Annotated in this window: 22 protein-coding genes; 12 read left to right on the plus strand and 10 right to left on the minus strand. The window is 72.1% G+C overall.

Annotated elements, in window-relative coordinates; genetic code table 11:
• Positions 1–44 precede the first annotated feature (44 nt).
• From OG432_RS31695 to OG432_RS31710, 4 genes are all read left to right on the plus strand, one after another.
• Positions 45–1,004 carry a Zn-ribbon domain-containing OB-fold protein gene (locus tag OG432_RS31695; RefSeq protein WP_328314383.1) on the plus strand — a complete coding sequence of 320 codons (960 nt, stop codon included), beginning with the start codon at positions 45–47 and terminating at the stop codon, positions 1,002–1,004.
• Positions 1,004–2,065 carry a thiolase domain-containing protein gene (locus OG432_RS31700; RefSeq protein WP_328314384.1) on the plus strand — a complete coding sequence of 354 codons (1,062 nt, stop codon included), beginning with the start codon at positions 1,004–1,006 and terminating at the stop codon, positions 2,063–2,065. The genes OG432_RS31695 and OG432_RS31700 overlap by 1 nt, the downstream gene beginning before the upstream one ends.
• Positions 2,062–3,228, plus strand: coding sequence for a thiolase domain-containing protein (locus OG432_RS31705; protein ID WP_328314385.1), 1,167 nt, complete (start codon positions 2,062–2,064; stop codon positions 3,226–3,228). Before OG432_RS31700 ends, OG432_RS31705 begins: the two co-directional genes overlap by 4 nt.
• A gap of 108 nt (positions 3,229–3,336) precedes the next feature.
• Positions 3,337–3,603, plus strand: coding sequence for a DUF397 domain-containing protein (locus OG432_RS31710; protein WP_443058496.1), 267 nt, complete (start codon positions 3,337–3,339; stop codon positions 3,601–3,603).
• Positions 3,604–3,696: 93 nt separating this feature from the next.
• Here the strand turns inward: OG432_RS31710 and OG432_RS31715 are convergent, their stop codons facing one another.
• Entirely contained in the window at positions 3,697–4,758 is a 1,062-nt protein-coding gene (locus tag OG432_RS31715) for an isoafricanol synthase (RefSeq protein ID WP_328314386.1), read from the minus strand.
• 283 nt (positions 4,759–5,041) lie between these two features.
• Here OG432_RS31715 and OG432_RS31720 point away from each other — a divergent pair, with 283 nt between their 5' ends.
• The 3 genes from OG432_RS31720 (at position 5,042) to OG432_RS31730 (ending at position 10,237) form a co-directional block, all read left to right on the plus strand.
• Entirely contained in the window at positions 5,042–7,960 is a 2,919-nt protein-coding gene (locus tag OG432_RS31720; protein ID WP_328315329.1) for an ATP-binding protein, read from the plus strand.
• A gap of 137 nt (positions 7,961–8,097) precedes the next feature.
• Positions 8,098–8,598, plus strand: coding sequence for a hypothetical protein (locus OG432_RS31725; RefSeq protein ID WP_328314387.1), 501 nt, complete (start codon positions 8,098–8,100; stop codon positions 8,596–8,598).
• A 310-nt stretch (positions 8,599–8,908) separates the two neighbouring features.
• Positions 8,909–10,237, plus strand: coding sequence for an N-acetylmuramoyl-L-alanine amidase (locus OG432_RS31730; RefSeq protein ID WP_328314388.1), 1,329 nt, complete (start codon positions 8,909–8,911; stop codon positions 10,235–10,237).
• A 108-nt stretch (positions 10,238–10,345) separates the two neighbouring features.
• Here the strand turns inward: OG432_RS31730 and OG432_RS31735 are convergent, their stop codons facing one another.
• A complete protein-coding gene (locus OG432_RS31735; protein WP_328314389.1) occupies positions 10,346–11,482 on the minus strand; it encodes an aminoglycoside phosphotransferase family protein in 1,137 nt (378 codons plus the stop codon).
• 234 nt (positions 11,483–11,716) lie between these two features.
• Here OG432_RS31735 and OG432_RS31740 point away from each other — a divergent pair, with 234 nt between their 5' ends.
• Entirely contained in the window at positions 11,717–13,210 is a 1,494-nt protein-coding gene (locus tag OG432_RS31740) for a DNA-binding protein NsdB (RefSeq protein ID WP_328314390.1), read from the plus strand.
• Between the two features lie 74 nt (positions 13,211–13,284).
• Here the strand turns inward: OG432_RS31740 and OG432_RS31745 are convergent, their stop codons facing one another.
• Together OG432_RS31745 and OG432_RS31750 are read right to left on the minus strand one after the other, a co-directional pair.
• Positions 13,285–14,718 carry a PP2C family protein-serine/threonine phosphatase gene (locus tag OG432_RS31745; RefSeq protein WP_328314391.1) on the minus strand — a complete coding sequence of 478 codons (1,434 nt, stop codon included), beginning with the start codon at positions 14,716–14,718 and terminating at the stop codon, positions 13,285–13,287.
• Between the two features lie 250 nt (positions 14,719–14,968).
• A complete protein-coding gene (locus tag OG432_RS31750) occupies positions 14,969–15,598 on the minus strand; it encodes a DUF1275 family protein (protein ID WP_328314392.1) in 630 nt (209 codons plus the stop codon).
• 155 nt (positions 15,599–15,753) lie between these two features.
• On the opposite strand from OG432_RS31750, the gene OG432_RS31755 reads away from it, so the two are divergent.
• Complete coding sequence (locus tag OG432_RS31755) at positions 15,754–16,524, plus strand: DUF2127 domain-containing protein (RefSeq protein ID WP_328314393.1); 771 nt, start codon at positions 15,754–15,756, stop codon at positions 16,522–16,524.
• Positions 16,525–16,609: 85 nt separating this feature from the next.
• Positions 16,610–17,014: a hypothetical protein gene (locus OG432_RS31760; protein ID WP_328314394.1), complete on the plus strand. Its 405-nt coding sequence runs from the start codon at positions 16,610–16,612 to the stop codon at positions 17,012–17,014.
• A 4-nt stretch (positions 17,015–17,018) separates the two neighbouring features.
• On the opposite strand, the gene OG432_RS31765 is transcribed toward OG432_RS31760, so the two are convergent.
• Positions 17,019–18,026 carry a cytochrome c oxidase assembly protein gene (locus OG432_RS31765; protein WP_328314395.1) on the minus strand — a complete coding sequence of 336 codons (1,008 nt, stop codon included), beginning with the start codon at positions 18,024–18,026 and terminating at the stop codon, positions 17,019–17,021.
• Positions 18,027–18,222: 196 nt separating this feature from the next.
• Here OG432_RS31765 and OG432_RS31770 point away from each other — a divergent pair, with 196 nt between their 5' ends.
• The gene (locus OG432_RS31770) at positions 18,223–19,455 is read left to right on the plus strand and encodes a cytochrome P450 (protein ID WP_328314396.1); all 1,233 of its coding nucleotides are present in this window, start codon (positions 18,223–18,225) and stop codon (positions 19,453–19,455) included.
• 77 nt (positions 19,456–19,532) lie between these two features.
• The gene (locus OG432_RS31775) at positions 19,533–19,724 is read left to right on the plus strand and encodes a ferredoxin (RefSeq protein WP_328314397.1); all 192 of its coding nucleotides are present in this window, start codon (positions 19,533–19,535) and stop codon (positions 19,722–19,724) included.
• A gap of 284 nt (positions 19,725–20,008) precedes the next feature.
• Here OG432_RS31775 and OG432_RS31780 read toward each other — a convergent pair whose 3' ends face one another.
• From OG432_RS31780 to OG432_RS31800, 5 genes are all read right to left on the minus strand, one after another.
• Positions 20,009–20,155 carry a hypothetical protein gene (locus OG432_RS31780; RefSeq protein ID WP_328314398.1) on the minus strand — a complete coding sequence of 49 codons (147 nt, stop codon included), beginning with the start codon at positions 20,153–20,155 and terminating at the stop codon, positions 20,009–20,011.
• A 365-nt stretch (positions 20,156–20,520) separates the two neighbouring features.
• Complete coding sequence (locus tag OG432_RS31785; protein ID WP_328314399.1) at positions 20,521–21,093, minus strand: TetR/AcrR family transcriptional regulator; 573 nt, start codon at positions 21,091–21,093, stop codon at positions 20,521–20,523.
• Complete coding sequence (locus tag OG432_RS31790; protein ID WP_328314400.1) at positions 21,090–22,565, minus strand: MFS transporter; 1,476 nt, start codon at positions 22,563–22,565, stop codon at positions 21,090–21,092. Before OG432_RS31790 ends, OG432_RS31785 begins: the two co-directional genes overlap by 4 nt.
• A gap of 115 nt (positions 22,566–22,680) precedes the next feature.
• Positions 22,681–24,228 (minus strand): alpha/beta hydrolase, encoded by a 1,548-nt coding sequence (locus OG432_RS31795; RefSeq protein ID WP_328314402.1) that lies wholly within the window; start codon positions 24,226–24,228, stop codon positions 22,681–22,683.
• A gap of 159 nt (positions 24,229–24,387) precedes the next feature.
• Positions 24,388–25,056, minus strand: coding sequence for a transcriptional regulator (locus OG432_RS31800; protein WP_328314403.1), 669 nt, complete (start codon positions 25,054–25,056; stop codon positions 24,388–24,390).
• Between the last annotated feature and the right edge of the window lie 59 nt (positions 25,057–25,115).

Below are 25,115 nucleotides of genomic sequence, written 5' to 3' on the forward strand. Positions count from 1 at the left end.
CGGGCTGTAGGCGGCCCGGATCGCAGGAGTAAAGGAGTTCGCCCGTGACAAGCTCTGCCGCGCCCGAGGTGCTGCGTGCGCCGCTCGTCGTCGAGTTTCCGTTCACCCGGTCCCTCGGGCCGGTCCAGAGCGCCTTCCTCACCGGGCTGCGCGAGCGCACCGTGCTCGGCGTTCGGACGGGGGACGGGCGGGTGCTCGTGCCGCCCGTCGAGTACGACCCCGTCACCGCCGAGGAGATCCGCGAACTCGTCGAGGTAGCTCCCACGGGCACCGTCACCACCTGGGCCTGGAACCCCACCCCGCGCCGCGACCAGCCCCTCGGCCGGCCCTTCGCCTGGGTGCTCGTGCGGCTCGACGGCGCCGACACCGCGCTCCTGCACGTCCTGGACGCGCCGGGCCCCGAGGCCGTCCGCACCGGGATGCGCGTCCGGATCCGGTGGGCCGGCGAACGGACGGGCGCCATCACCGACATCGCCTGCTTCGAACCCGGCGAGGCCGAGGAGGATCATCAACCCGGCCCGCACAGCGGCCGGTTCGAGGATCTCGTCACCGGGATCGTCGCGCCCGCCCGGCTCGACTACACCTACAGCCCCGGCCGCGCCCAGTCCGCGTACATCAGCGGCCTCTCCGCCCGTAAGACCGTGGGCGAACGTTGCCCCTCGTGCCAGAAGGTGTACGTGCCGCCTCGGGGGGCCTGCCCCACATGTGGTCTCGCCACACAGGAACGCGTCGAGGTCGGCCCCGCCGGGACCGTCACCACGTACTGCATCGTCAACATCAAGGCGAAGAACCTCGACATCGAAGTGCCCTACGTCTACGCGCACATCGCGCTCGACGGCGCGGGCCTGGCTCTGCACGGCCGGATCGGCGGCATCCCCTACGACCAGGTCCGGATGGGGCTGCGGGTCGAACCCGTGTGGAGCGAAGGCGGTCGCTACCCCGACCACTACCGGCCCACCGGCGAACCCGACGCCGACTACGACACGTACAAGGAGCTGATCTGATGGCGCCCACCCCTCCCGCAAGGGACGTGGCGATCGTGGCGTTCGCGCAGAGCGACCACCGGCGCCGCACCGACGAACTCTCCGAGGTCGAGCTCCTGATGCCGGTGCTGCACCAGGTCCTCGACGCGACCGGCCTGAAGACCAGCGACATCGGATTCACCTGCTCCGGCTCCAGCGACTACCTCGCCGGGCGCGCCTTCTCGTTCACCATGGCGCTCGACGGCGTCGGCGCCTGGCCGCCCATCTCCGAGTCCCACGTGGAGATGGACGGCGCCTGGGCGCTCTACGAGGCCTGGGTCAAGATCCTCACCGGTGAGGCCGACACCGCGCTCGTCTACGGATACGGCAAGTCCTCCCCGGGCGAGGTCCGCGACGTCCTGACGCGGCAGCTCGATCCCTACTACGTCGCGCCGCTCTGGCCCGACTCGGTCGCGCTCGCCGCCCTCCAGGCGCAGTCCCTCATCGACGCGGGCGACACCGACGAGGCGGCGCTTGCCGCCGTCGCCGCCCGCAGCCGCGACTCCGCCACCGCCAATCCCCACGCCCAGGTGCGGGGTTCGCGGCCCCAGGGCGACTACCTGGTGCGCCCGCTGCGGACCGGCGACTGCCCGCCGGTCGGCGACGGGGCGGCGGCCGTGATCCTCGCCGCGGGGGACCGGGCCCGCGACCTGTGCGCGCGGCCCGCCTGGATCCGTGGCATGGACCACCGCATCGAGGCGCACTCCCTCGGCGTCCGCGACCTCACCGACTCGCCGTCCGCCCGTATGGCCGCGGAGCGGGCCGGTGCGTTCGAACGGCCCGTCGACACGGCCGAGTTGCACGCCCCTTTCAGCGCGCAGGAAGTGGTCCTGCGCAAGGCGCTGCGGCTCGGCGACGACGTCACCGTCAATCCGTCGGGGGGAGTGCTCGCCGCCAACCCCGTCATGGCCGCCGGGCTCATCAGGCTCGGCGAGGCCGCCGCCCGCATCCACCGCGGGGAGTCCGACCGGGCCCTCGCGCACGCCACGTCGGGCCCCTGCCTTCAGCAGAACCTGGTCGCCGTCCTGGAGGGGGAGTCATGAGCAAGGAACCCGTGGCCGTCGTCGGCGTCGGCCAGACCAAGCACGTAGCCGCCCGGCACGACGTCTCGATCGCCGGGCTCGTGCGCGAGGCCGCCCAACGGGCCCTCGACGACGCCGCGTTGACGTGGTCCGACATCGATGCCGTGGTCATCGGCAAGGCGCCCGACTTCTTCGAGGGCGTCATGATGCCCGAGCTCTACCTCGCCGACGCCCTCGGCGCGGTGGGCAAGCCCATGCTGCGGGTGCACACGGCGGGATCGGTCGGCGGCTCGACCGCGCTCGTCGCCTCCAACCTGGTCGCCGCCCGCGTCCACACCACCGTCCTCACCCTCGCCTTCGAGAAGCAGTCCGAGTCCAACGCCATGTGGGGCCTCTCCCTGCCGGTGCCCTTCACCCAGCCGCTGCTCGCCGGAGCCGGCGGTTTCTTCGCCCCGCACGTGCGGGCCTACATGCGGCGCACCGGCGCCCCCGACACGGTGGGCTCCCTCGTCGCGTACAAGGACCGCCGCAACGCCCTGAAGAACCCCTACGCGCACCTCCACGAGCACGACATCACCCTGGAGAAGGTCCAGGCCTCGCCCATGCTGTGGGACCCGATCCGCTACTCCGAGACGTGCCCCTCCTCCGACGGGGCCTGCGCGATGATCCTCACCGACCGGGCGGGCGCGGCCCGCGCGCCGCGCCCCGCGGCCTGGGTGCACGGCGGCGCCATGCGCAGCGAGCCGACCCTGTTCGCCGGCAAGGACTTCGTGTCGCCCCAGGCCGGCAAGGACTGCGCGGCCGACGTGTACCGCCAGGCCGGCATCGCCGATCCGCGCCGGGAGATCGACGCCGTCGAGATGTACGTCCCGTTCTCCTGGTACGAGCCGATGTGGCTGGAGAACCTGGGCTTCGCCGCCGAGGGCGAGGGCTGGAAACTCACCGAGTCCGGCGTGACGGAACTCGACGGCGACCTGCCCGTGAACCCGTCGGGCGGTGTCCTGTCCACCAACCCCATCGGCGCCTCCGGCATGATCCGCTTCGCGGAGGCGGCCCTCCAAGTGCGCGGCGAAGCGGGCGAACACCAGGTGGAGGGGGCCCGCAAGGCGCTCGGCCACGCCTATGGCGGCGGCGCCCAGTTCTTCGCCATGTGGCTCGTCGGCGCCGAACCCCCCACCCGCTGACGGCGGTTCGTGACGGACGGGTCCCGGTACGTCCATCGTGGCCTGTCCGCCACGGCGGGCGATCGCTAGTGTGGCCCCGGACGAGAAGAACCGGGGAGGAGCACGGACGTGGCTGACACCACCATGACCCAGCACACCTTGCACAACCTTGCGGGGCACACCCCTTCCGGCTGGGACAAGCCGGAGCTCGATCTCAGCGAGGCCGAGTGGCGGTCGAGCAGTCAGGGGGCGGGGGACGTCCAGATCGCCTTCGTCGAAGGCTTCATCGCCCTGCGCAACAGCGGTAGCCCCGGCAGCCCGCCGCTGATCTTCAGCCCGGCCGAGTGGCGGGCCTTCGTGATCAACGCGCGGGACGGCGAGTTCGACCTCACCTGACCGCACTTCGACCTCACCCGACCGCACCGGGACATGGACGCGCGCCCCACCCCTCGCCCCGCGGCGACGGACGGGGCGCGCACCCGTTGTCCCTCAGCCCTCGGCGGCCTGCTCCGGGAACAGCTGGGCCCAGGGCCGCTGGCGGCCCTCGCTGACGGCGGCGATGCCCGCCTCGCCGTACCGCGCGGTCTCCAGGGACCAGGCGAGATTGCCGCTCATCAGGGCGCGCATGCCGTCCACGTAGTCGTCCACCTGCCACCGCAGCTGCTCGGGGAGCGCGGTCGCGTCGAGCTGTGCGCCCAGTTCGACGGTCAGCTCCTGGAAGCGGGCGACCCGCGCGTTGGCCAGGGTGGCCACCCGCCGCAACGCCTGCTCGACCGTGCACATCTCCTGCCGGAGCAGAATGATCACGCTGTTGTTGACGTCGCCCGCGGCCAGCTCCTTGTCCACGGAGACCATGTCGTTGACGAAGATCACCACATCGGCGGTGATCTCGCGCATCTCGGCCAGCGGCTCGCCCTCGTGCAGCTCCTTGGGCAAGGTGTAGCCGCCACACCGCTCCACCAGGTCCAGGCAGGGCTGCACGCCTATGGAGTCACGCCGTCCGCGCAGGAATCCGGGGAGCGACAGGGTGCCGTTGCGGGTCCGGTTCAGCGCCTCCCAGTGATACGCCGTCAGATACTGTCGCCAGTGGGTGCGGAAGCGGTCCTGCCACAGCAACGGCGTGTCCGCGGTCACCCGCTGCCACAGATCACGGAAGCTCGCCGCCAGCCGGTTGGCCGTCTCGCCGGGCACCGGCGGCTCGTCGCCCATGGTGCGCAGCACCGTGTCGATCTGGCGCAGCACCACATCGGGACGCTTGCCGAGCGGGCCGTCGAACTGGTCGTCGAAGACGAAGAACCAGGCGTTGAGATCGGTGGCCAGCGCCAGATGCGTGTCCGAGGCGTCGGGATAGAAGTACGCCATCAGCCGTTCCAGGCCCATCGCGTCGTATTCGGCCGTCGCCTGCTCGCCGGCCAGCATGCCGAACGTGTGCAGCCAGTCCAGCGTGTGCCGCCGGGCGAGCCCGTGGCGGGGGTGCCGGCGTGCGGGGAAGGGAATGCGGATGAGCCCGGTCCGCGTCCGGGCCGACCGGACCTTGCCAGTGCTGCCCATGCGGTACCGCCTCCTAGGTACTTCGCTACTCCAGTACTCCATACGTTCTTCAATCATCAACGGGCCGGGGGCCGGGGTGAAGTCGTACGACGCCGGAGCCTTACAGCGCACAGGGGCGTACGTGCGGGTCCTGGCGCCCCTCCTCGATGATCCGACTCAACCATCCCTGATTTCAGCCAACTTAATGGGTCAACGAGAAGACGGAGGGCGGATATTCATGTCACGGTACGTGTTCGGAGCGTAGGCTCGGTGCTACTGCCAGAAGGGGACCGCTGTGGCGGATATGAAGGGCCGGGGCGGGGTCTCGCGCCGGATGCTCTTTGAGCGCGACGAAGAACTGCTGCTGTTCGACAGCATGTTGGACGATCTGTGCGGCCGGGCGGGCGAGGGGAGCGCGCCCAACGGAGGCCTGCTCGCCATCGCCGGATCGGCCGGCCTCGGCAAGACGACGCTGGTGGCCGAGGTCCGCCGCAAGGCCGCCGCGCGCGGCTGCACCCTGCTGGCCGCCCGCGGCAGCGAGCTGGAGGAAAGCGTGGCCTTCCACGTCGTACGCCAGCTCGTGCAGCCGGTGCTCGCGGCGACGACGGAGGAAGAACACCGCAAGATACTGGGGAGTTGGTACGACATCGTCGCGCCCGCGGTCGGCCTGGTCGCGGGAAAGAGCGGCGTGGCACCCGACCCGCAGGGCGTCCGGGACGGTCTCGACTGGCTCGTCACCCGCTTCGCCGTCCAGTACGCGCCGGTCGTGCTCGTGGTGGACGACGCGCACTGGGCGGACGAGGAGACGCTGGCCTGGCTGACATCGTTCGCGCTGCGCGCCGGTGACCTGCCGCTCCTGATCGTCGTCGCCTACCGGCCCGAAGAACTGCCGCGGCACGCCGCCGAGTTCCGCCGGCTCGCCATGCGGCACGGCTCGCGTCCGCTCGACCTCTCGCCGTTCACACCCGCCGCGGTCGCCGACCTCGTGCGCGACGTACTGGGCGAGGACGGCGACGACCTGTTCGCCCGCGAATGCTGGACCCTGACCGCGGGCAACCCGTACGAAGCGGTCGAGCTCGTGGCCAGGATCCGCGACCGCGGCATCAAACCCCAGTACGTCAACGCCGGCGAACTGCGCGAACTGGCCTCCGCCGTCAGCGGCAGCGGGCTCATCGAACGCATCGACCGGCTCGGCCCCTCCGCGGGCCGCCTCACCTGGGCCGTCGCGGTGCTCGGCACCGACGCGGGCCACGAGATGGCGGCCGGCGTCGCCGGGCTCGGCGCCGAGGAAATGGCCGACGCCGTCGACCGGCTGCGCGAGGCCCGCATCTTCGCGCCCGAGCACGACCGCTCCGACCGGCTCGACTTCTTCCACCCGCTCGTCGGCACCGCCGTCTACCGGGCCATCCCCGCCGCCCTGCGCGTCGCGATGCACGGGCAGGCCGCGTTCGCGGTGAGCGAGGCCGGGCTCGGTCCCACGTCCGCGGCCCGGCACATCCTGGAGATGCACCCCGAGAGCGACCGGTGGGCCGTGCGCCAGCTGCGCGCCGCCGCCCGCGACTACCTGCGGGCCGGCGCACCGGACGCGGCACGCCGCTGTCTCGCCCGCGCCCTGCGCGAACCTCCCGCCCTCGACGAACGCGCGGAAGTCCTCTTCGAACTGGGCTGCTCGGCGCTCCTGAACGAGCCCGCCACCACGGTCAACCACCTGAAGGCGGCCCTCGAAGAGCCCGAACTCGCCCCGGAACTGCGCGAAGCCGTCACCTACCGGCTCGCCCAGGCACTCGCGCACACCGATCGCATGGCGGAGGCCGCTGCCGTCGTCGCCGCCGAGGCCAAGCACTCCACCAGTGCCCGCACCCGGCTTCGGATGCAGGCCGAGACCTTCCAGTGGAACGCGTTCCGCGCCGACGAGGAGGACTCGCCGACCCGCTCCCGCAGCCTGGCCCGGCTCGCCGACCACCTCACCGGCCGCGGCAAGGCCGAGCGGTACATCCTGGGCCTGCGCGCCTGGGACGCGATGGTGCGCGGCGAACCCGCCGAGACCGCCCTGCGCTACGCCGAGGAGGCGCTGGAGGGCGGGCTGCCCTGGACCGACGACAACTGGGGCTTCGAGGTCCCCGTCCTGGTCGCCCTCACCTTCATGTACTGCGACCAGCCCGGCCGCGCCGACGAACTGTTCAACGAAGGCATCGCCGAGTGCGAACGCAAGGGCTGGCGCGGCGCACACCTCTCGTTCGGCCTGACGCTGCTCGGCTACATCAAGTTCCACCGCGGCCGGCTCGCCGAGGCCGAGGACCTGGTGCACAGCGGCCTGCGGATCGCCGACCGGGTCGGACAGCAGGTCCCCGCCCAGTGGTTCGCGCTGGGCATCCTCATCGAGATCCTGCTCGCCCGCGGCCGGGTCCAGGAGGCCCAGGAGCTCTCCGACGACTACAACTACGGCCAGGTCGTGCCCAACGCCGTCGTCTACCCCGACTCCGAGACCGTCTACAGCGAGCTCCTCATCGCCCGGGGGCTGCGCACCGACGCCGAGGAACGGCTGCGCGCGGTGGGCCGCAGGCTGGAACCGCGCGGCATGCGCAACCCCATGTGGTGCCCCTGGCGGCCCCTGCTCGCGCAGACCATCGCCCACACCGATCCCGCGGAGGCCGCGGCCGTCGCGCAGGAAGCCGTCGACATCGCCCGGCGCTTCGGCACCCCGGGCGCCATCGGACGCGCCCTGCACGCGGCGGCCAAGGTCACATCGGGCGCCGACAGCCTGGCCCTGATGGCCGAGGCGGTCCGCCAGCTCGAACGCTCACCGGCCGCCTACGAGCTGGCCCAGGCCCTCATCGACCACGGCGCGATGCTCAGCCGGGCCGGCCTGCCCCAGGACGCGGCCGACCTCCTGATGCGCGGTCTGGAGAACGCGGCGCTGTGCGGGGCCGACGCCCTGGCGGCGCGGGCCCGTGAAGAGCTCGCCGCCTCCGGACTTCGCCCGCTGCAGCTGCGTGCCACCGACTCCGACCTGCTGACCTCGCAGGAGAAGGCGGTGGCAGAGCTGGCCGCGCTGGACTGGGAGAACCGGCGTATCGCGGAGGAGCTCGGCTACAAGGAACGCACCGTGGAGCTGCTGCTTTCCGGCGCCTTCCGCAAGCTCGGCACCGACCGCGGCGGCCTGGCGGGGCTCCTGCCCCATCAGGCGCGCGGCTCCGGCATCCGGGGCGTGCCGGGACGCTGAACCGCCCGACGAGGGCCCCGCCTCCTCAGCCCTGTCACGGCCGAGGAGCCGGGGCCCTCGCCCGCGGCGGGCGCCGACCCGCCCAGGGCCCCGGGCCCGGCTCCGCCGACCGGCCCGGGGCACGTACCATTGACGGCATGTCCTTCCTCCGCCGCCGTAGCGCCGCCACTCCCGCGGGCCCGGACTTCGACGTCCTGGCCATGGACCCGGGGGACTGGCCCGGCAACCTGGGCGCCGGACTGCTCCCCGCCCCCGACGGCAGCTGCCAGGGCGTCTTCCTGCGGTACGACCTGTTCGGCGGCCGAGGCCCCGCGATGATCATCGGCAATCTGCCGGAGGGCTCACCGGCCCGCGAGATGGCCGAGGGACAGGTCCCCTTCGAGGTGGCCCAGCTCCTGGTCGCGCTGGAGAACGACGAGCCGATCGAGGTCGTGAGCGCCGAGGACATGCCGGTGATGCAGGGCGACAACCTGCTCATCGTGCGCCGCCTCAAGCTCTCCGAAAGCCGCATCTCCTGCGTGCAGTTCGACCGCAGCGACAACGTCCTCGTCACGATCGCCAGCTGGGACCGGCCGATCACCGACGACCTGTACGCCCTCCTGAAGCCGCTGCCCGCCGAGCTCTTCCAGCAGGGCTGAGCGCGACACACCCGGCGCTCGCGCCCCACGGCCCGGCACCGTCCGTCCACGGTGCCGGGCCGTTCCATGCCCCGGTACGTGAACGCGCCCTGCCCCGGTAGGTGAACACGCCCTGCCCGGCGCCGTGTTGTGCGCTCCGCGCCACCAGCAGGTCACAGCGGCCGCCAGAGGTCTGCGCCACTGACACAAGTCGCGCCACCCGAGAGGTACTTGACGAGGCGTCATCCGAGGCCACACTGTGTCCCGCGCGCATCCGCGCGCCGCCACGGCGAGAGTGCCCCGGCACACCTTTCGGCTGGAAGGGTCGTTCATGACGTCCAAGCAGAGGATCACCCGCGTGCTCGCGACGGCGACGGCCGGCGTCCTGGGCCTCGCCCTGGCGCCCGCGTCGCCCGCGAGCGCGGCCGGAGCCGCCGCCGAATGCCCCCGCGTCCTGAGATGCGACTGGGTCCCGGCTGCCTACCGGCAGACCGGCGACCCGGCCGACAAGGAGACGTACGGCAACTACGACCTGTCCGACCGGCCCCACACCAACAAGATCAAGTACATCGTCCTGCACGACACCGAGGAAACCTTCGACACCACCCTGAAGATCTTCCAGGACCCCACGCGCGCGGCCTCCGCCCACTACGTCGTGCGGTCGAGCGACGGCCACGTCACTCAGATGGTGAAGGACAAGGACGTCGCCTGGCAGGCCGGCAACTGGTACCTCAACTCCGACTCCATCGGCATCGAGCAGGAGGGCTACGCAACCGAGGGCGGCACCTGGTTCACCCCCGCCATGTACCGCTCGACGGCGGCGCTCGTGCGCTACCTCGCCGCCAAGTACGACATCCCGCTCGACCGCCAGCACATCCTGGGCCACGACAACGTGCCGCCGACCACGGCGGGCGGCACCGCGGCGATGCACTGGGACCCGGGGCCGTACTGGGACTGGAACCACTTCATGTCCCTGCTCGGCGCGCCCACCGAACCCACCGGCCGTCCCGGCGGCCAACTGGTCACCGTCAACCCGGTGTTCAAGGACAACCTCCAGGCCTTCCGGGACTGCGAGAAGAACACCGACCTGCCCGCCCAGCCCAGCAGTGCCGTCCCGCTGTACACACAGCCCTCCACCTCCGCACCGCTGTTCGCCGACCCGGGGCTCCACCCGCCCGGCCAGGCCGGCACCAACTGCGCGAGCGACTGGGGCAGCAAGGTCAGTGCCACCCAGCAGGCCGTCGTGGCCGAGCGCAAGCCCGGCTGGACGGCGATCTGGTGGTACGGCCAGGAGGCGTGGTTCCCGACCCCGGCCCACACCCGGGTCACCACCCCCACCGCCGGATACGTCGTCCGCCCCAAGCCGGGCCTGACCGACGTGCCCGTCTACGGAACCGCCTACCCCGCGGCCACCGACTATCCGGCGGACTTCACGGCCCCGCGGGTCAGTGCCCCGCTCGGCTACACGATCAAGGCCGGCCAGTCCTACCCCGGCGGCGGCCAGGCGCCCGCGGGCTACTACTACGCCCCGACGATCGACTCCTCGTACCCCTACGACCACACGTACTTCCCCGGCAGCACCCGCTATGTGACGGTACAGATCGGGCACCGGGTCGCCTTCGTGCGGGCCTCCGACGTCGACATCGTCCGCACGCGCTGAGTCGCGCTCCGGCCGGCGGACTCCTGCCGCCGGGGGCCCCGACGGCGGCGCGGCGCGCGCCCGGTGTACCGCAACCGGGCGCGCGCCGCGCCGTCCTGCCTGTGACGGTCAGCGCGTGCCGACCGCCGCCCGCACCGCCCGCCGCGCCATCGCGCAGTCGTCGTGCAGCCTGCGCAACAGCAGCCGCTGCTGCTCCCCCGCGCAGAGCACACCCGGCGGGGGGTTCTGTGCCGCGCTCGCCGGCGGGGCCTCCCGCATGGTGCGCTGCACCGCCGTCTCGTACGTCCGGATCTCCCGGGTCAGCACGAGCATCAGGTTCACCAGGAAGGCGTCCCTCGACGCGGGTCCCGCGGCCTGCGCCGCCTGGCTGATCCGCCGCCGCTCCATCGGGGCGTCGCCGAGGATCGCCCACAGCGTCGCCAGGTCGTACCCGGGCAGGTACCAGCCCGCGTGCTCCCAGTCGACGAGGACCGGTCCGGTCGGCGAGAGGAGGATGTTGGACAGGAGCGCGTCCCCGTGCGAGAACTGCCAGTCGACCCGGCCCGCGAGGGCCAGACCGTGCACCAGCTTCTGCAGGTCGCTCAGGTCCCGGTCGGTGAAGAGGCCCAGCTCGTGGTAGCGGGTGATCCGCGACCCGTAGTCCAGGGGACGGCCGAACATCTCGGCGGGCGGACGCCAGTCGTTGAGGTGACGGATCGCGCCGAGGGCCGCCCTGACATCGGCGCGCGGCGGGGCCTGGACGGGGTGGCGCGTCAGGGCCGCGGCGCGGCCCGGCATCCGCTCGATCACCAGGGTGCAGTTGTCCGGGTCGGCGGCGATCAGCCGCGGCACCCGCACCGGCGGACGGTGCCGGACGAACGCGCGGTAGGCAGCTATTTCGTGCCGGAACCGCTCGGACCACCCGGGGGAGTGGTCCAGTAAACACTTGGCGACGGCCGTGGTGCGTCCTGTCGTGCCGACGATCAGCACGGAACGTCCGCTGTGCCGCAGCACCTGCACGGCGTTGAACTCGGGACAGATGCGCTGCACCGAGGCGATCGCGATGCGCAGCTGCGACCCCTGCGGGCCGGACAGGTCGATTCTCCCGCTGAGCGGCTGGGTTCCGGTTCCCGTACGGCGCGGCATCCGGCCGGCGCCGTAGGGCGACGGCGCGGCGTGCGTCGGATCCAGGTACGGTCCGCCACCCGCTCCCAGAGGTCGGTAGGGCCGGGGCGGCGCGGACACGGAGGACGATGCTGTGTACATGGGGGTGACAGATCCCTTCGTGTGCCGACAAGGTGCGTGCGCTACCCGTCCCGGTGGCCGAGCCGCACCCTGGGGAATGAGGTCCGGCCCCCGGGTCGGGGTGGCGCTCTCATACCTGACACCCGGCCGCGGGTGGCACACCATCTGGCGTGCCCTGGCGAACCCTGGCGAATAGTCGCGCCGCATCTGACAGGGGGATTACTGTCAACTCAGCCGAGAACCTGGGGGCTTGACGTGAGCGGACAACCCAACACCCGCCTGAACGACCTGTTCGGCCTTGCCGGATGGTCCAAGGGCGAACTCGCGCGCATGGTGAACCGGCAGGCGGCGGCCATGGGCCACCCGCAACTGGCCACCGACACCTCGCGGGTGCGGCGTTGGATCGACATGGGGGAGTCCCCGCGCGATCCGGTGCCCAGGGTGCTGGCGGCGCTGTTCACCGAGCGGCTCGGCCGTGTCGTGACCATCGAGGACCTCGGGTTCGACCGGCACGGGCGCGCTGGAAAGCGGAACGACGTCAGGAACACCAAGAATCCGGACGGCCTTCCGTGGGCGCCCGAACGGACGGCAGCGGTCCTCACCGAATTCACGGGAATGGACCTCATGCTCAACCGACGCGGTCTGGTGGGCGCGGGCGCCGCGCTCGCCTCCGGCTCCGTACTCAGCAGCGCCATGCACGACTGGCTGCACACCGACCCCGTACTCGCGGCCGACGCCCCACGCTTCGACGATCCTCTGCACGCCGATCCCGCCGGGTTCGACCGCTACGAGGCAGCCCCCGTCGGATCGCAGGAGATCGACGCGCTGGAGCGTTCCGTCGACGTCTTCCGCGCCTGGGACGCCTCCCGTGGGGGCGGGCTCCAGCGCAAGGCGGTGGTCGGTCAGCTCAACGAGGTGGGCGGCATGCTCGCCTACCGCCACCCCGACCATCTCCAGCGGCGCCTGTGGGGCGTCGCCGCCAACCTGGCCGTGCTCGCCGGCTGGATGTCCCACGACATCGGTCTGGAGCCGACCGCGCAGAAGTACTTCGTGATCGCCGCGCACGCGGCCCGCGAGGGCGGCGACCGTCCGCGCGCCGGCGAGGCGCTGTCGCGCGCCGCACGGCAGATGGTGCACCTGGGCCGCCCCGGCGAAGCCCTCGACCTGATGAAGCTCGCCAAGTCCGGCTCGGGCGAGGAGACCCTGCCGCGCACTCGCGCCATGCTGCACACCATCGAGGCGTGGGCCCAGGCGTCCATGGGGCGCGGTCAGGCCATGCGCCGCACCCTCGGTGAGGCGGAGGAACTCTTCGTCTCCGACAAGGGCGATGTGCCACCGCCCAGTTGGATGCAGATGTTCGACGAGGCGGACCTGCACGGCATGAAGGCCCTCGCCTTCCGTACGCTCGCCGAGCACGATGCGTCCGCGGCCGTCATCGCGCAGCACCACGCCAAGCAGGCCCTGGAGTTGCGCGAGGGCGGCCGACAGCGCTCGAAGATCTTCGACTACATCTCGCTGGCCTCGGCCTGCTTCATCGCCGACGACCCGGAACAGGCGGACCGCTACGCCCGCCTGGCGCTGGTGTCGATGGGGGAGACCTCCTCGCACCGCACCTGGGACCGGCTGCGCGAAATGTACCGGCTCACCGCCCAGTTCGGGAGCCACGGCAAGATCCAGGATCTGCGGGAGGAGATCGCACTCGCGCTGCCCCAGGCGCCGTCGAAGCGGAGTCGGAGCGCGGACATCTAGAAGGGGCTGTACGTGTCCACGTACAACCCCCCGTTCAGCGGCCCGCGTTGGGCCGTGCCCTGCCTGCCGCTGTGTCAGGACCCGATGCGGGCTACCAGCACACAGGCGTCGTCCTCGCGCTCGTGCTCGCCGAACTCCTCGACGATCGTCCGCACGCAGTCCTGGGCTGTGCGGCCACCGTCGAAGAGCGGGGCGAGTGCGAGCAGCCGGCGCCGGTGCGCCTCGTCGGGCGCGCCCTGCCGGGTCAGCCCGTCGGTGTGCAGGACGAGCAGGTCGCCCGCGCGCAGCGTGACCTCGGCCTGGTCGTAGGAAGCGCCGTGGGTGGCGCCGAGGAGCACTCCGTCCGGTGCGCCGAGCGCCTGCCCCGTCCCGTCGCGGAACAGCAGCGGGGCGGGGTGGCCGGCCCGGGACCAGGAGAGCTTGCGGCCGGCGGGCTCGTAACGACAGCAGACCGCGCTGCCCAGAGCGGGCTGCACGGTCGTCTCCAGAAGTTGGTTGAGGTGGCCCATCAGAGCGGCCGGGCCGATGCCCGCGACGGCCATGCCGCGCAGCGCGCCGAGCAGCATCGCCATGGCGCCGGTGGCCGTCGCGCCGTGGCCGGTGAGGTCGCCGACGGTCAGTAACGAGGCGCCGTCGGGGAGTTGGAGCGCGTCGTACCAGTCACCGCCGATGAGGGCGCTGGAGGAGGACGGCAGGTAGTGCGCGGCGATGTCGAGCGCGCCGGGGCCGCCGTGCGGCATGCGCAGCGAACCGCGCCACGGGGGCAGCACGGCTTCCCGGAGCTCGACCGCGAGGCGGTGCTCCCGCTGGGCGATGTGGTGCTGGCGCCGCAGGGTGTCGCCGCTCTCCCGCACGGCGCGCTGCGTGCGCCGGAGCTCGCTCACATCGCGCAGGACGGCCCACATGGACGCGGTGCAGCCGTCGGCGTCGAGCACTGGCTCGCCCATCATGTGGACCGTGCGGATGCCGCCGTCCGACCGTACGATCCGGAACTCCCCGTCGATCGGCCTGCCGTCCACCAGGCAGTTCGTCACCATCGAGGTGAGGAGGGCCTGGTCGTCGGCGTGGACCACGGCGGGCAGTTCGTCGAGCGACATGCCGCCGCTGCCGCGGGGCCGGTCGAAGATCTCGAAGAGCTCCTCGGACCAGCTCACGGCGTCGGTGAGGAGATTCCACTCGGCGCTTCCGACCCGGCCGAGCGGGCCCGCGGGGCCCGGGGCCGTACCGAACGCGCTCTCGACGGCGAGCGCCGCCGCGTCCTCCTCCTCGGGGGTCAGCCCTTCGCGCAGAAGGTCCAAGTGCGAGCCCAGATCATCGAGTTGATGGACCGCCAGATCGCACAGGGCGCGCTGCCAACGGCCCTGCGGGTCGTCGTCGTCCACGAGCGCGTCACGACGCACCGCGTCCACGCCTCCGCGCAGCCTGCGGGTCTGCGTGATCAGTGCGTCGACCGTGCCCCGCTCGGGTGGCTGGGGAGCGGGACGGTCCGCGAACAGATGGGACGGCATGAGGTTCTCCGATGCGGCCGCGGCAGAGCCTGGTCTGGCGAAGTGGACCGGTAACGACTGTTGCACAGGGAGCGATGCCCCGTAAGGGATTTGGCAACACTCGATACGGTGGTGCTCGTGACATATGCCAACGGCGACCGGATTCGCCCGCCGTGAACGGGAGCCGCCGCCGGGCATATGCAGGACGAGCGCTCGCACCCGACGAACGGTCCGCACGGACACCCGGACCCGTGGCCGCGGGCTCAACCGCTCATCGGCGTGCCAGGAACGCGAAGGCCGCCACGCTGAGCGCGGCCCCGGCGGCCCCCGCCGCCGCGGAGCAGCACCAGACGACGAGCGAGGTCACGGCCGCCCCCAGGACCACGGCCCCGAGCCGCCCCGCCACCCAGCGGTCGGCCTGCTCCGCCTCCCGCTTCCCGAGCCGGCCCGCGAGCTTCATGAACGTACCCGTGAAGTACGTGGTCGGCGTGCCCCAGGTCCGCGCCTGCACCCCCATCGCGAGGGCGATCGCGAGCAGCAGCACCAGCTGGGAGCCGAAGGAGTGCCCGAAGCCGAGCGCCCAGCCGGCCGCCGCCAGGGCGAGCAGCGCGCTCTCGGCGACGAGCAACGGCCGGGGCGTCAGGCGCGAGGTGGCGGCGGCCGCCGCGGCGGCTCCCAGCGCGTATCCGGCGAGGCCGGTCAGGGCGCGCGGCACCACCTCGCGGTCCCCCGCGCCCACCGACGCGCCGACCAGGACGAGGTTGCCGGTCATGACTCCGGCGAACACTTTTCCCAGACAGAGGAAGGCGAACGCGTCGGTGGCCCCGGAAGCCGCCGAGAGCACGAGGAGGAAACGCTCGTCGGCGCGGGCGGCGGGCGGTGTCGGGATCGCGGTGCTCATCGGCGCATTCTCGCCTCCGCGAGGGGCGGACCCGGCGACGGCGCGCGTGTCACGGCACCGGGACGACCCCGTGGCAAGTCCACGACAAGAGTCCACTACGGTCCCTGTGAGCACATCGGCCCGCGACGTGTCGCGGGCCTCACGGGAGGAAGAGCATGAAGATCGACTGGGACCGGCGCACCTGCGCGCGCCGCGGCCATGTGACGTACGCGCCCCAGGAGGCCGTACTGCGTGACCGGTTGCGCGCCGAGACCGGTCTGGGCGAGGCCTGGCGCTGTCTGCGCTGCGGCGACTTCGCCCTCGGCGCACCGCACGGCTCGGGGCCGGCCGAAGAGGCGCCGCTCGTGCCGCGCGGCAAGGTGCTGCGCGACCTGTTCATCCTGCGCTTCCTGGCCATCGAGCGGGCCGTGCGCGGCGTGTTCATCGTCCTGGTGGCGATCGCGGTGTGGAAGTTCAGCAACAGCCAGGACGCGGTGCGCCAGTTCTTCGACGAGTACCTCGACGTGTTCCGGCCGGTCTTCCGCCACTTCCACTACGACCTCGACCACTCGCCGGTCGTCGGAACCATCCAGAAGACCTTCGACTACAAGCACTCCACCCTGGTGATCGTCGCGGTGGCCCTGCTCGTGTACGCGCTGATCGAGATCGTCGAGGGCGTCGGCCTGTGGCGCGCCAAGCGCTGGGCGGAGTACCTCACGGTCGTCGCCACGGCGATGTTCCTGCCGCTGGAGATCTACGAACTCACCGAGAAGATCAGCTGGGTGAAGATCGCCACGCTGACCATCAACATCCTCGCGGTCCTCTACATCCTGCTCGTCAAGCGCCTGTTCGGCCTGCGGGGCGGGCACGCGGCCTTCGAGGCGGAGCGCCACAGCGCTTCCCTGATCGAGGTGGAGACCACGGCGGGAGTCGCGGCGCACCACTGAGGCATACCCGTCCCTGTCGGGGTACAGATACACGACAGCATGCGGCGGATCCGCCGCACCGAACGTCCTTGGGGGATGACACACCATGAACGAACCACGTTCCACGCCCGCCGCGAAGCGCGGTCCCGGAGCGTTGCGCCGGGCGGCGGTAATGCTCGCCGTGGTGCTCGGCGCCACGCTCGTGGCCGGACCGGTGACGGCCGAGGCCGCGCCGCGCACCGCGGTCGTCGCCGAGACGGCCCGACAGGCCGCGCCCGTACAGGACTCGGGCCGGGCGGTTCAGGCGGCGCAGGCCGGCCGGCACGCCGTCGCGGCCAAGTCCCAGGTGCTCTCGTCGAAGAAGTCCAAGAAGTCGAAGAAGAAGAAGAGCGGCTTCTTCAAGAAGGCCGGGATCGTCCTGCTGGTCCTGGTGATCCTCTTCATCGCGCTCGTCGTCTTCGTCATCTGGTTCATCGTGAGCCGGCTGCGCAGGCGCCGCGACCGGCACTGACCGGTCAGTCGCCGGGCCGCCGCGGGCGCATCCGCTGCCCGACCGCTCCGCCGTCGGTCTCCCACCAGGGCCGTACCAGTTCCGCCTCCTCCGGCCGCCCCCGCACAGGGGCGGCCGGAGCCAGTTCGGCGTCCAGACGGCGGTCGAGCACCACGCGCTGGGCCCGGTCGGCCCGTGACCACTGCACGAGGACGGCGAGCAGGAACGGCAGCGACACCAGCTCGGCGATCGTGACCATCGCGCCGCCGCCGAGCTGCTGGTCCCGCTGGACGTCGGGCGCCCAGGCGGGCGCGTGGTGGAGGTACCAGGCACCCGCGATCAAGGTGCTGTGGGTCATCACGACGATGCCGGGCACCGCGTCGATCAGGCCGTCGACAAAGACGAGGGCGGCCCGCACCGGATGCGTGCACCAGGCGGGCAGCGCCTCCTCGCGGGTGAGCACCGGAAGCACGAACAGGCTCCCGGCGAGCAGCAGTTGGAGGTACATCAGCTCGTGCAGCGCGCCGTGGCGCAGGGCGGTCTCGAAGTACGGCGTGAAGTAGACGCAGAGCTCGGACGCGAGCACCAGGGCGCTGCTGACCAGCGGGAACGTGAGGAAGCGCACCAGGCGTCCGCTCATCGCGCGCTTGAGGCGTCCCGCGCCGCGCTCGGGGAGCGCGAGCATGCCGAGCCGCAGCGGATCGCCGAGCGCGAGGCCCAGCGGTGCGATCAGGTCGAGCAGGACGTTCTGCACGGCGGCCGGCCAGAACAGCTCGGTGTCGTACACCGCGAGCGCCGACATGGTGGCGACGGCCAGGGCGCCGAGGCCGAGCAGGGCGAACGCCGCGGTGCGCACCGCGGGCCAGCTCTCGCCGCGCCGACGCAGCCGCAGCACGCCCCAGCCGTACAGCGCGGCCAGGACGACGATCAGCAGCAGCGCCGCGGGGTCGGGCCGCCACACCGTCAGCAGGCGCGCCCCGGTCAGCTCGGGCAGGGCGGCGGCCGCGCCGTCACTCAGGGCCATCGTGGACATCGGGGTCGCTCCTCACCGGCCCGTGACGTACGACGGGCCGCACACACGCTAGCCCCGCCGTCCCCCGGCTCCCGCACCGGCCCCGGGCGCGCTCCGCCGAAGGAATGGAATCGGCCGAAGAACGTGTAGACGTCATAGGTGCCTGAGGCATGTAGTGGAGATCGGCAAGACGGATCCCTTCGCTTGCGAGGTCTACATGACAGGCAGCAACACCGGCGTCACCACGGACCACACCGCCATCGACGGCGACAGCGTCGCCTTCCCGCAGGACCGCAGCTGTCCCTATCACCCGCCCACCGCATATCAGCCGTTGCGCGACGAGCGCCCGCTCGCCCGCGTCCGCCTCTACGACGGCCGGACCGTGTGGATGGTCACCGGGCTCGCCGAGGCGCGCGCCCTGCTCGCCGATCCCCGGCTCTCCACCGACCGCGAGAACGAGGCCTTCCCCTCGCCGACGGCCCGGTTCGCGGGTGTCGCCCGGCGCAGGACCGCGCTGCTCGGGGTCGACGATCCCGTCCACGCCACCCAGCGCCGGATGCTGATCCCCAGCTTCACCCTCAAGCGGACCGCATCGCTGCGGCCGCAGATCCAGCAGACCGTCGACTCCCTGCTCGACCGGATGATCGCGCAGGGACCGCCCGCCGACCTCGTCGGCGCCTTCGCGCTGCCGGTGCCGTCGATGGTGATCTGCGCCCTGCTCGGCGTCCCCTACGAGGACCACGAGTTCTTCGAGGGCCAGTCGCGCAAGCTGCTGCGCGGCCCCGAGTCCACCGACATCGAGGCGGCCCGTGACGCCCTGGAGGACTACTTCCTCCGGCTGATCGAGCGCAAGCAGGAGGAGCGCGGTGACGGCCTGCTCGACGAACTCGTCGCACAGCGCCTGAACGAAGGGACCCTTGATCACAGGGAGTTGGTGGACTTCGCCACCATCCTGCTGGTCGCGGGCCACGAGACCACCGCCAACATGATCTCGCTCGGCACCTTCACGCTCCTCCAGCACCCCGAGCAGCTGGCCGAACTGCGCTCCGACGAGACGCTGATGCCGGCCGCGGTCGAGGAGCTGCTCCGCTTCCTGTCGATCGCCGACGGAATGCTGCGGGTGGCGCTCGACGACATCGAGATCGGCGGGCAGACCATCCGGGCCGACGAGGGCGTGGTCTTCTCGACCTCGGTCATCAACCGGGACAGCGCAAGCTACGAGGAGCCCGACCGGATCGACTGGCACCGCTCCAGCCGGCACCACGTGGCGTTCGGCTTCGGCGTCCACCAGTGCCTCGGCCAGAACCTGGCCCGTGCGGAGATGGAGATCGCGCTGCGCTCCCTCTTCGCGCGGCTGCCCGGTCTGCGTCTCGCGGTACCCGCCGAGGAGATCCCGTTCAAGCCCGGCGACACCATCCAGGGAATGGTCGAGCTCCCCGTCGCCTGGTAGCGGACGCGGAAGCCGAAGAACCAAGGGCGGCAAGGACACACGGACGGCACGGACGCACGGACGACAAGGAGCCGCACATGCGGATCGATATCGACAAGGACGTCTGCATCGGCGCGGGGCAGTGCGCGCTGACCGCCCCCGGCGTCTTCACTCAGGACGACGACGGATTCAGTGACCTGCTGCCCGGCCGCGAGGACGGCGCCGGCGACCCGCTGGTGCGGGAAGCCGCCAGGGCCTGCCCGGTGGGGGCCGTCACCGTGCACGACTAGAGGGTGTTCCGCTGCTTGTGGACGTCGGCGTCCCAACCAGGCGGGCGGCCGCCTCGCGGCACGCGAATGCGGGGCATGACCGCTTCGAAGACCGGTGCCTCGCCGGCCTGTCCGGCGGTGACGGTCAGGGACACGGGCGTGCACGGTCGCGTCTGGCCAGGCGGACCTTCGAGGCCGCCGACGAGAAGCAGCCGGACAAGACCATCGCTCGCCAAGGCCGGCTGACCTCTGCCCGGCCCCACTCGGCGGTTCGCCACTCGCACGGGAGGAGGACCGCCGTTCGCTCAGCTCGTGACGGTCGCCTGGTGGAAGTACATGCGCCAGCCGGTTTCCGTCAGGCGCCACAAGGAGCTCCGCCACGCTTGGAGCCCCTTGCTGTCGGCGAGGTACGTCAGATGAACGATGCCCGGAGCCAGTACGACCCCGGACATCTTCCTGACCTTGACCGGAGACTCCGGAACCACTGAACCGGCACGCGTGACGGTGAGGATCGACGTCGCGTCCCATCGCCTCCCGGACGCTCAAACTCGGTGAACTCCGGGTCCAGAAGCGCCGTGACCATGACAGGGGAAGCCCGCACGTCCGCTTCCCACGATGTCTGGTCGACGGACATCCGGTGCTGACCTCTCTCGTCTTCCGTCAGGGCTTGAGGGCACGACGTCATGACGGTGAACGGAGGAGTGCGGCCACTGGCGGGGCGGATACGGGTGTCGAGCCCCCTCACGTCATGAGCCCGGTCCTTCGGGCCGCGTGCCGCCAGGCGGCCCAGGCAGGCCCCGGACACGACCCCTGGCGGTCAGGCCCCGCTGCCGGTGACCAGGCGCTGCACACCCGGCGCGTAGAGATCCGCAAGCTGCTCGGGCGTGGCGCGTTCCCCGGCGCCCGGCCGGTGCAGGCTGAGGGTCGCGCCGAGGCCCAGCAGCAGACCGGCGATCAACTCGGCCCTCAACTCGCTGTCCCCGCCGTGCAGTTGACCCGCCAGCCGAGACGTGACCTGCTCGCGGAACCGCTCCCGCAGCAGGGTGCGTTCGTCCATGTTGCCCAGCGAGAACACCGCGCGGAGCAGCGGATCCCCCTGGTCCTCGCGCCGCATCCGCACCATCGTCAGGACCATGTGCCGTCCCAGGGCGTCCAGCGGCGCCGCGAACAGCGCGTCGGCGGCGGGCCCGAAGTCGGCGACCGTGTGGAACAGCCGCTCCTTGCTGCCGAACCGCTTCACGATGAGGGAGGGGCTCACGCCGGCGTCGGCCGCGATCGAGCGCATCGTGACCTCCGCGTACGGGCGCAGCGTGAAGGCCCGCCGGGCCGCCCGCAAGATCGCGTCCCTGCCGGTCTCGGTGTCGGTACCGGTGGCCTGCTGGCCCGTCATGCGCTCTCCTCGGCCGTCGCGCGTCCCGCCGCGCCCTCGGCGCGCTCCGGCCCGACGGTACCGCCGGCGGGGGCCGCTGTGCCCGGCAGGCACAGCGTGGCGACGAGCGCCGCGAGTGCGGCGCCTGCGGCGATCAGGAACACCAGGAGGTAGGCGTGCAGGGTCGGAGCGGTCTGGCCGCCGGCCTGGAAGGTGACGTTGGCCAGGACCGCGGCGACCACCGCGCTGCAACAGGCCTGACCGACCGAGCGCATGAGGGTGTTGAGCCCGTTGGCGGCGCCGGTCTCGCTCACCGGGACCGCGCGCATCACCAGGGCGGGCAGCGCCGAGTACGCGATCGCGGTGCCGCAGGCCACCACCGTGGCCCCCGCGATGATCAGGGGCATGCTGTGGCTGGTGAAGAAGCGCACCCCATAGCCGACCGCCATGACGGCGGCCGCGAGGGCGAGCGCCGCCTTCGGCCCGTACGCCGCCGAGATCTTGGCCGACACGGGGGAGAGCGCCACCATCGCGAGGCCGCCCGGCAGCAGGCAGAGCCCGCTGACCACGATGGAGGCGCCGAGCCCGTACCCGGTGGCCTTGGGTTCCTGCATCATCTGCGCGGTGACGAGCGAATTGGCGTAGAAGGCGAAGCCGATCAACAGGGCCGCCACATTGGTGAGCAGGACGGCGGGCCGTGACGAGACGCGCAGATCCACCAGAGGGGAGCGGGTGCGCAGCTCGTACGCGCCCCACAGCGGCCAGATCACCACGGCCGCGCCGAACAGGGCGAGGGTGCGCGGCGAGGTCCAGCCCCAGTCGGCGCCCTGGGTGATGGCGAGCAGCACCGCGACCAGCGCCGCCGAGAGGCCGAGCGCGCCCACCGCGTCGAACCGGCCGCGGGAGCGCAGCGGCGATTCGGGCACGCACCACAGCACCAGGGCGATGTCGAGCAGTCCGAGCACGGCCGAGGCCCAGAACATGGTGTGCCAGTCGAAGTGCTCGACGACCAGGGCCGCGACCGGCAGGCCGACGGCCGCGCCGATACCGAGCGTCGAACTCATCAGGGCGACCGAGGAGAGGACCTTCGCGGGCGGCAGTTCGTCCCGCATGATGCTGATGCCCAGCGGGATCACCGCGAGCGCCGCCCCTTGCAGGGCGCGGCCCGCGATCAGCACGCCGATGTGGGAGCTGACCGCGCACATCACCGAGCCGGCCGTGAGCACGCCGAGCGAGATGATCAGCAGCCGCCGCTTGCCGTACATGTCGCCGGCCCGGCCGAGCACCGGGGTGAAGACCGCCCCGGTCAGCAGGGTGATGGTGACGAGCCAGCTCGCCGCGGCCGGGGTGCTGCCGGTGAGGGCGGGCACGTGGGGCAGCAGCGGCACCACCAGTGTCTGCATGACGGCCACGACCACGCCGCAGAACGCCAGGACCCCGACGAAGAACCGGGGGCGTGCCGGGTCGGCGGACTCGGGTATCGCTGGGGTCATGATTCTCCGTACGGCTGGAACGCGGGCAGGGGTGCACAAATGTTCACCCCTAGGGTAAACGCTTGTGCACCCCTTGGTTCCCGCCCGGCCGGAAGTTCTCGGCCCGGTTCGGGCATCAGCCCAGCGCGGCGGTGGGCTCCGGCAGCGGCACCCCGGCGCACGTGGTGTCCTTCGCGGGCAGCGAGCCCGTCAGGAGGTAGTCCTCCACGTAGCCGTCCGCGCACGCGTCGCCGTGCTGGAACTGGCCGTGGTCGCCGTCGTCCACCGTGACGAGACGCGAGCCCGCGAAGGACCGGTGGACGCGCAGGGCGCCCTCGTAGTACGTCGCCGGGTCGTGCGTCGCGTTGAGCATCAGGACGGGCGGCAGCCCCTTGCCCGTCACCTCGATGTGCGGCGCCTTCGGCCGCGGCCAGTTCGCGCAGATGGCGGCGAACGTCAACTCACGTGCTCCGACCAGGGGGTTGACGCGGGTCGCCTCGGCGCTGCGGTCCACCCAGTACCGGCCGTCGCGCTTCCAGGGGCCGTCGCCGCACGTGACCGCGAAGAAGTCGGCGAAGTACCCGGCGCTCATGACCGGCGCCAGCTCCCCGGCTGCGTCCTTTTTCGCCTGCGCCGACGCGCTGTCGGGGTGCTCCAGCAGACCCATCAGCGACGCCAGGGCCGGGAACCCGCCCCGCGCGCTGTAGAGGTAGTTCGTCGCGGTGGCGTCCAGATGGTTGGGCGTGACCCGGACGCCTTCCAGGTCGAGGGGGTGGTCGCGCAGCGCGGCCCGCAGCCGCTCGTAGGAGGCCTCGGCCTCGGCGGGCGTACGGCCCTGGTGGTACGCGGCGTCGTTCTTCGCGAGCCACGGCAGGAAGTCCCGCTCGTACCGGCGCTGGAAGCTCGCGGGCTGCCCCGTCATGTACGCCTGCCAGCCCTGCGTGAAGTCGACGGTGCTGTCCAGGACGACCCGCTCTACGCGGCGCGGGAACTCCGTCGCGTAGTACGCCCCGAGCACGGTGGCGTAGGACGGCCCGTAGTAGGAGATCCTGTCCACGCCGAGCAGCGCGCGGTACAGGTCCATGTCGTGCACGGCCTGGTCACTGGTGATGTAGGGCAGCAGCCCGCCGGACTGCCGCTCGCAGTCCGCCACGAAGGCCCGCGCCCGGTCGAACACGGCTCCGATCGCCCGGGGTGAGCGGTCCCTGAGATCACCGCTGGAGAAGAACATGTCGACCGTGGCCTGGTCCGAGCAGACCACGTTGGTGCTCGCCCCCACCCCGCGCTGGTCGAAGCTGACGACGTCGTAGGCGGCGGCGAGCTTCGGGCTCAGCCCCGTCAGGGTGGCCGGCCGCTTGAGCCCCGAGGAGCCGGGACCGCCCGCGGCCATCATCAGGACACCGCGCCGCTCGGCGGGGTCGGCCGCCCGGTGGCGCGACACCTTGATACCGAGGCTCGGGCCGGCCCCGGGGTGGTACCAGTCCCGGGGGACGGCCATGGTCGCGCACTCCAGCGTGCCGGAGAAGCACGGCTGCCAGTCGAGGTGCTGGAGGCGGTAGCGGTCCGGCACGGGCGGTGTCGCGGCGTGGGCGGCGGCGTTCGCCGCCGCGGTCGGCAGGGCGGTGGCGAGCAGGGCGCAGGCGGCGGCCGCGGCCCACCGGGCCGGCTTCTGGAACAACTGCATGTCGGTGTCTCCCCGTTGGGATCGCTCCCCTTGCGGTGCATCGGTCGCATCGATCGTCCACCGCCGCCACCCCCCGACTCGATCCCGCCACCACCCCGAAACGGGGTGGCGCGCGTGCCACCCCCGTGGTGGTCCGGGTGCCCGCCTCCCGGGCCCGGCTCAGGGGGCGAGCGTGTTCCAGAACATCGACTCGTACCGCTGGAGCAGCCGTCCGTAGTGCGCCCCACCGCCCACGCCCTCGCCGTGCGCGTCGTCCGAGCCCGCGGCGACCGCCGCCACCGCCCGCTCGTCGAGTTCCGGGGCCGGGCCCGCGAAGAAGTCGAAGAAGCCGCACGCCGCGTCGCTGAAGCCGTACCGGCCGCGCAGCGCGGCCGCCATCCGGGCGCAATAGCCGCCCCAGGCCGCGAAGTTGGCGGTCAGGGCGAGGGCCACGCTCGGTGGCTCGCCGTTCAGGGCCAGCCACGCCACGTACGCGGGGTAGGCCTGGCAGCCCGCCCGCGGAAGGTACTGCCCGACGGCCTCCGGAGTGAGCCCGCAGGCGCTCTCGTACGCCGCGAGCCGTTCGAGCGCCATGGCCTCGCCCTCGGCGAGCGAGCCGAAGAAGGCGGCGCACGGCGTGCCCCTGCCCGCACGCTCGGCGAGGAAGAGGAAGGCGCGGCGATCGGCGGCGATGATGTGGCGCTGCTCCAGGGCGAGCCCGGCGAGCGCGGAGAGCGGCGCCTTGCCGGACTCGACGAGGGGCACGAGCCGGTTGTCGTCCGGGGAAGGGGCGAGCGCGGCGGACGTCGCCGCGATGATGTCCTTGGCCGTACGCGTCTGACGAGTCATGCGGGACCCTCTTCGCCGAGCTGCCGGTGCGGTCCCGCCCAGCCTCCCACGCGGGACCG

Origin of the sequence: Streptomyces sp. NBC_00442, assembly GCF_036014195.1 — a bacterium.
In the GTDB taxonomy this organism is placed as follows: Bacteria; Actinomycetota; Actinomycetes; order Streptomycetales; family Streptomycetaceae; genus Streptomyces.

Bases quoted from the DNA above. Each gene is read 5' to 3' on its own strand.
- OG432_RS31700 (WP_328314384.1), top strand. From the start codon at position 1,004: ATGGCGCCCACCCCTCCCGCAAGGGACGTGGCGATCGTGGCGTTCGCG.
- OG432_RS31705 (WP_328314385.1), top strand. From the start codon at position 2,062: ATGAGCAAGGAACCCGTGGCCGTCGTCGGCGTCGGCCAGACCAAGCAC.
- OG432_RS31715 (WP_328314386.1), bottom strand. From the start codon at position 4,758: ATGGGCAGCACTGGCAAGGTCCGGTCGGCCCGGACGCGGACCGGGCTC.
- OG432_RS31720 (WP_328315329.1), top strand. From the start codon at position 5,042: ATGAAGGGCCGGGGCGGGGTCTCGCGCCGGATGCTCTTTGAGCGCGAC.
- OG432_RS31725 (WP_328314387.1), top strand. From the start codon at position 8,098: ATGTCCTTCCTCCGCCGCCGTAGCGCCGCCACTCCCGCGGGCCCGGAC.
- OG432_RS31730 (WP_328314388.1), top strand. From the start codon at position 8,909: ATGACGTCCAAGCAGAGGATCACCCGCGTGCTCGCGACGGCGACGGCC.
- OG432_RS31735 (WP_328314389.1), bottom strand. From the start codon at position 11,482: ATGTACACAGCATCGTCCTCCGTGTCCGCGCCGCCCCGGCCCTACCGA.
- OG432_RS31745 (WP_328314391.1), bottom strand. From the start codon at position 14,718: ATGCCGTCCCATCTGTTCGCGGACCGTCCCGCTCCCCAGCCACCCGAG.
- OG432_RS31750 (WP_328314392.1), bottom strand. From the start codon at position 15,598: ATGAGCACCGCGATCCCGACACCGCCCGCCGCCCGCGCCGACGAGCGT.
- OG432_RS31755 (WP_328314393.1), top strand. From the start codon at position 15,754: ATGAAGATCGACTGGGACCGGCGCACCTGCGCGCGCCGCGGCCATGTG.
- OG432_RS31760 (WP_328314394.1), top strand. From the start codon at position 16,610: ATGAACGAACCACGTTCCACGCCCGCCGCGAAGCGCGGTCCCGGAGCG.
- OG432_RS31765 (WP_328314395.1), bottom strand. From the start codon at position 18,026: ATGTCCACGATGGCCCTGAGTGACGGCGCGGCCGCCGCCCTGCCCGAG.
- OG432_RS31770 (WP_328314396.1), top strand. From the start codon at position 18,223: ATGACAGGCAGCAACACCGGCGTCACCACGGACCACACCGCCATCGAC.
- OG432_RS31775 (WP_328314397.1), top strand. From the start codon at position 19,533: ATGCGGATCGATATCGACAAGGACGTCTGCATCGGCGCGGGGCAGTGC.
- OG432_RS31780 (WP_328314398.1), bottom strand. From the start codon at position 20,155: ATGTCCGGGGTCGTACTGGCTCCGGGCATCGTTCATCTGACGTACCTC.
- OG432_RS31785 (WP_328314399.1), bottom strand. From the start codon at position 21,093: ATGACGGGCCAGCAGGCCACCGGTACCGACACCGAGACCGGCAGGGAC.
- OG432_RS31790 (WP_328314400.1), bottom strand. From the start codon at position 22,565: ATGACCCCAGCGATACCCGAGTCCGCCGACCCGGCACGCCCCCGGTTC.
- OG432_RS31795 (WP_328314402.1), bottom strand. From the start codon at position 24,228: ATGCAGTTGTTCCAGAAGCCGGCCCGGTGGGCCGCGGCCGCCGCCTGC.
- OG432_RS31800 (WP_328314403.1), bottom strand. From the start codon at position 25,056: ATGACTCGTCAGACGCGTACGGCCAAGGACATCATCGCGGCGACGTCC.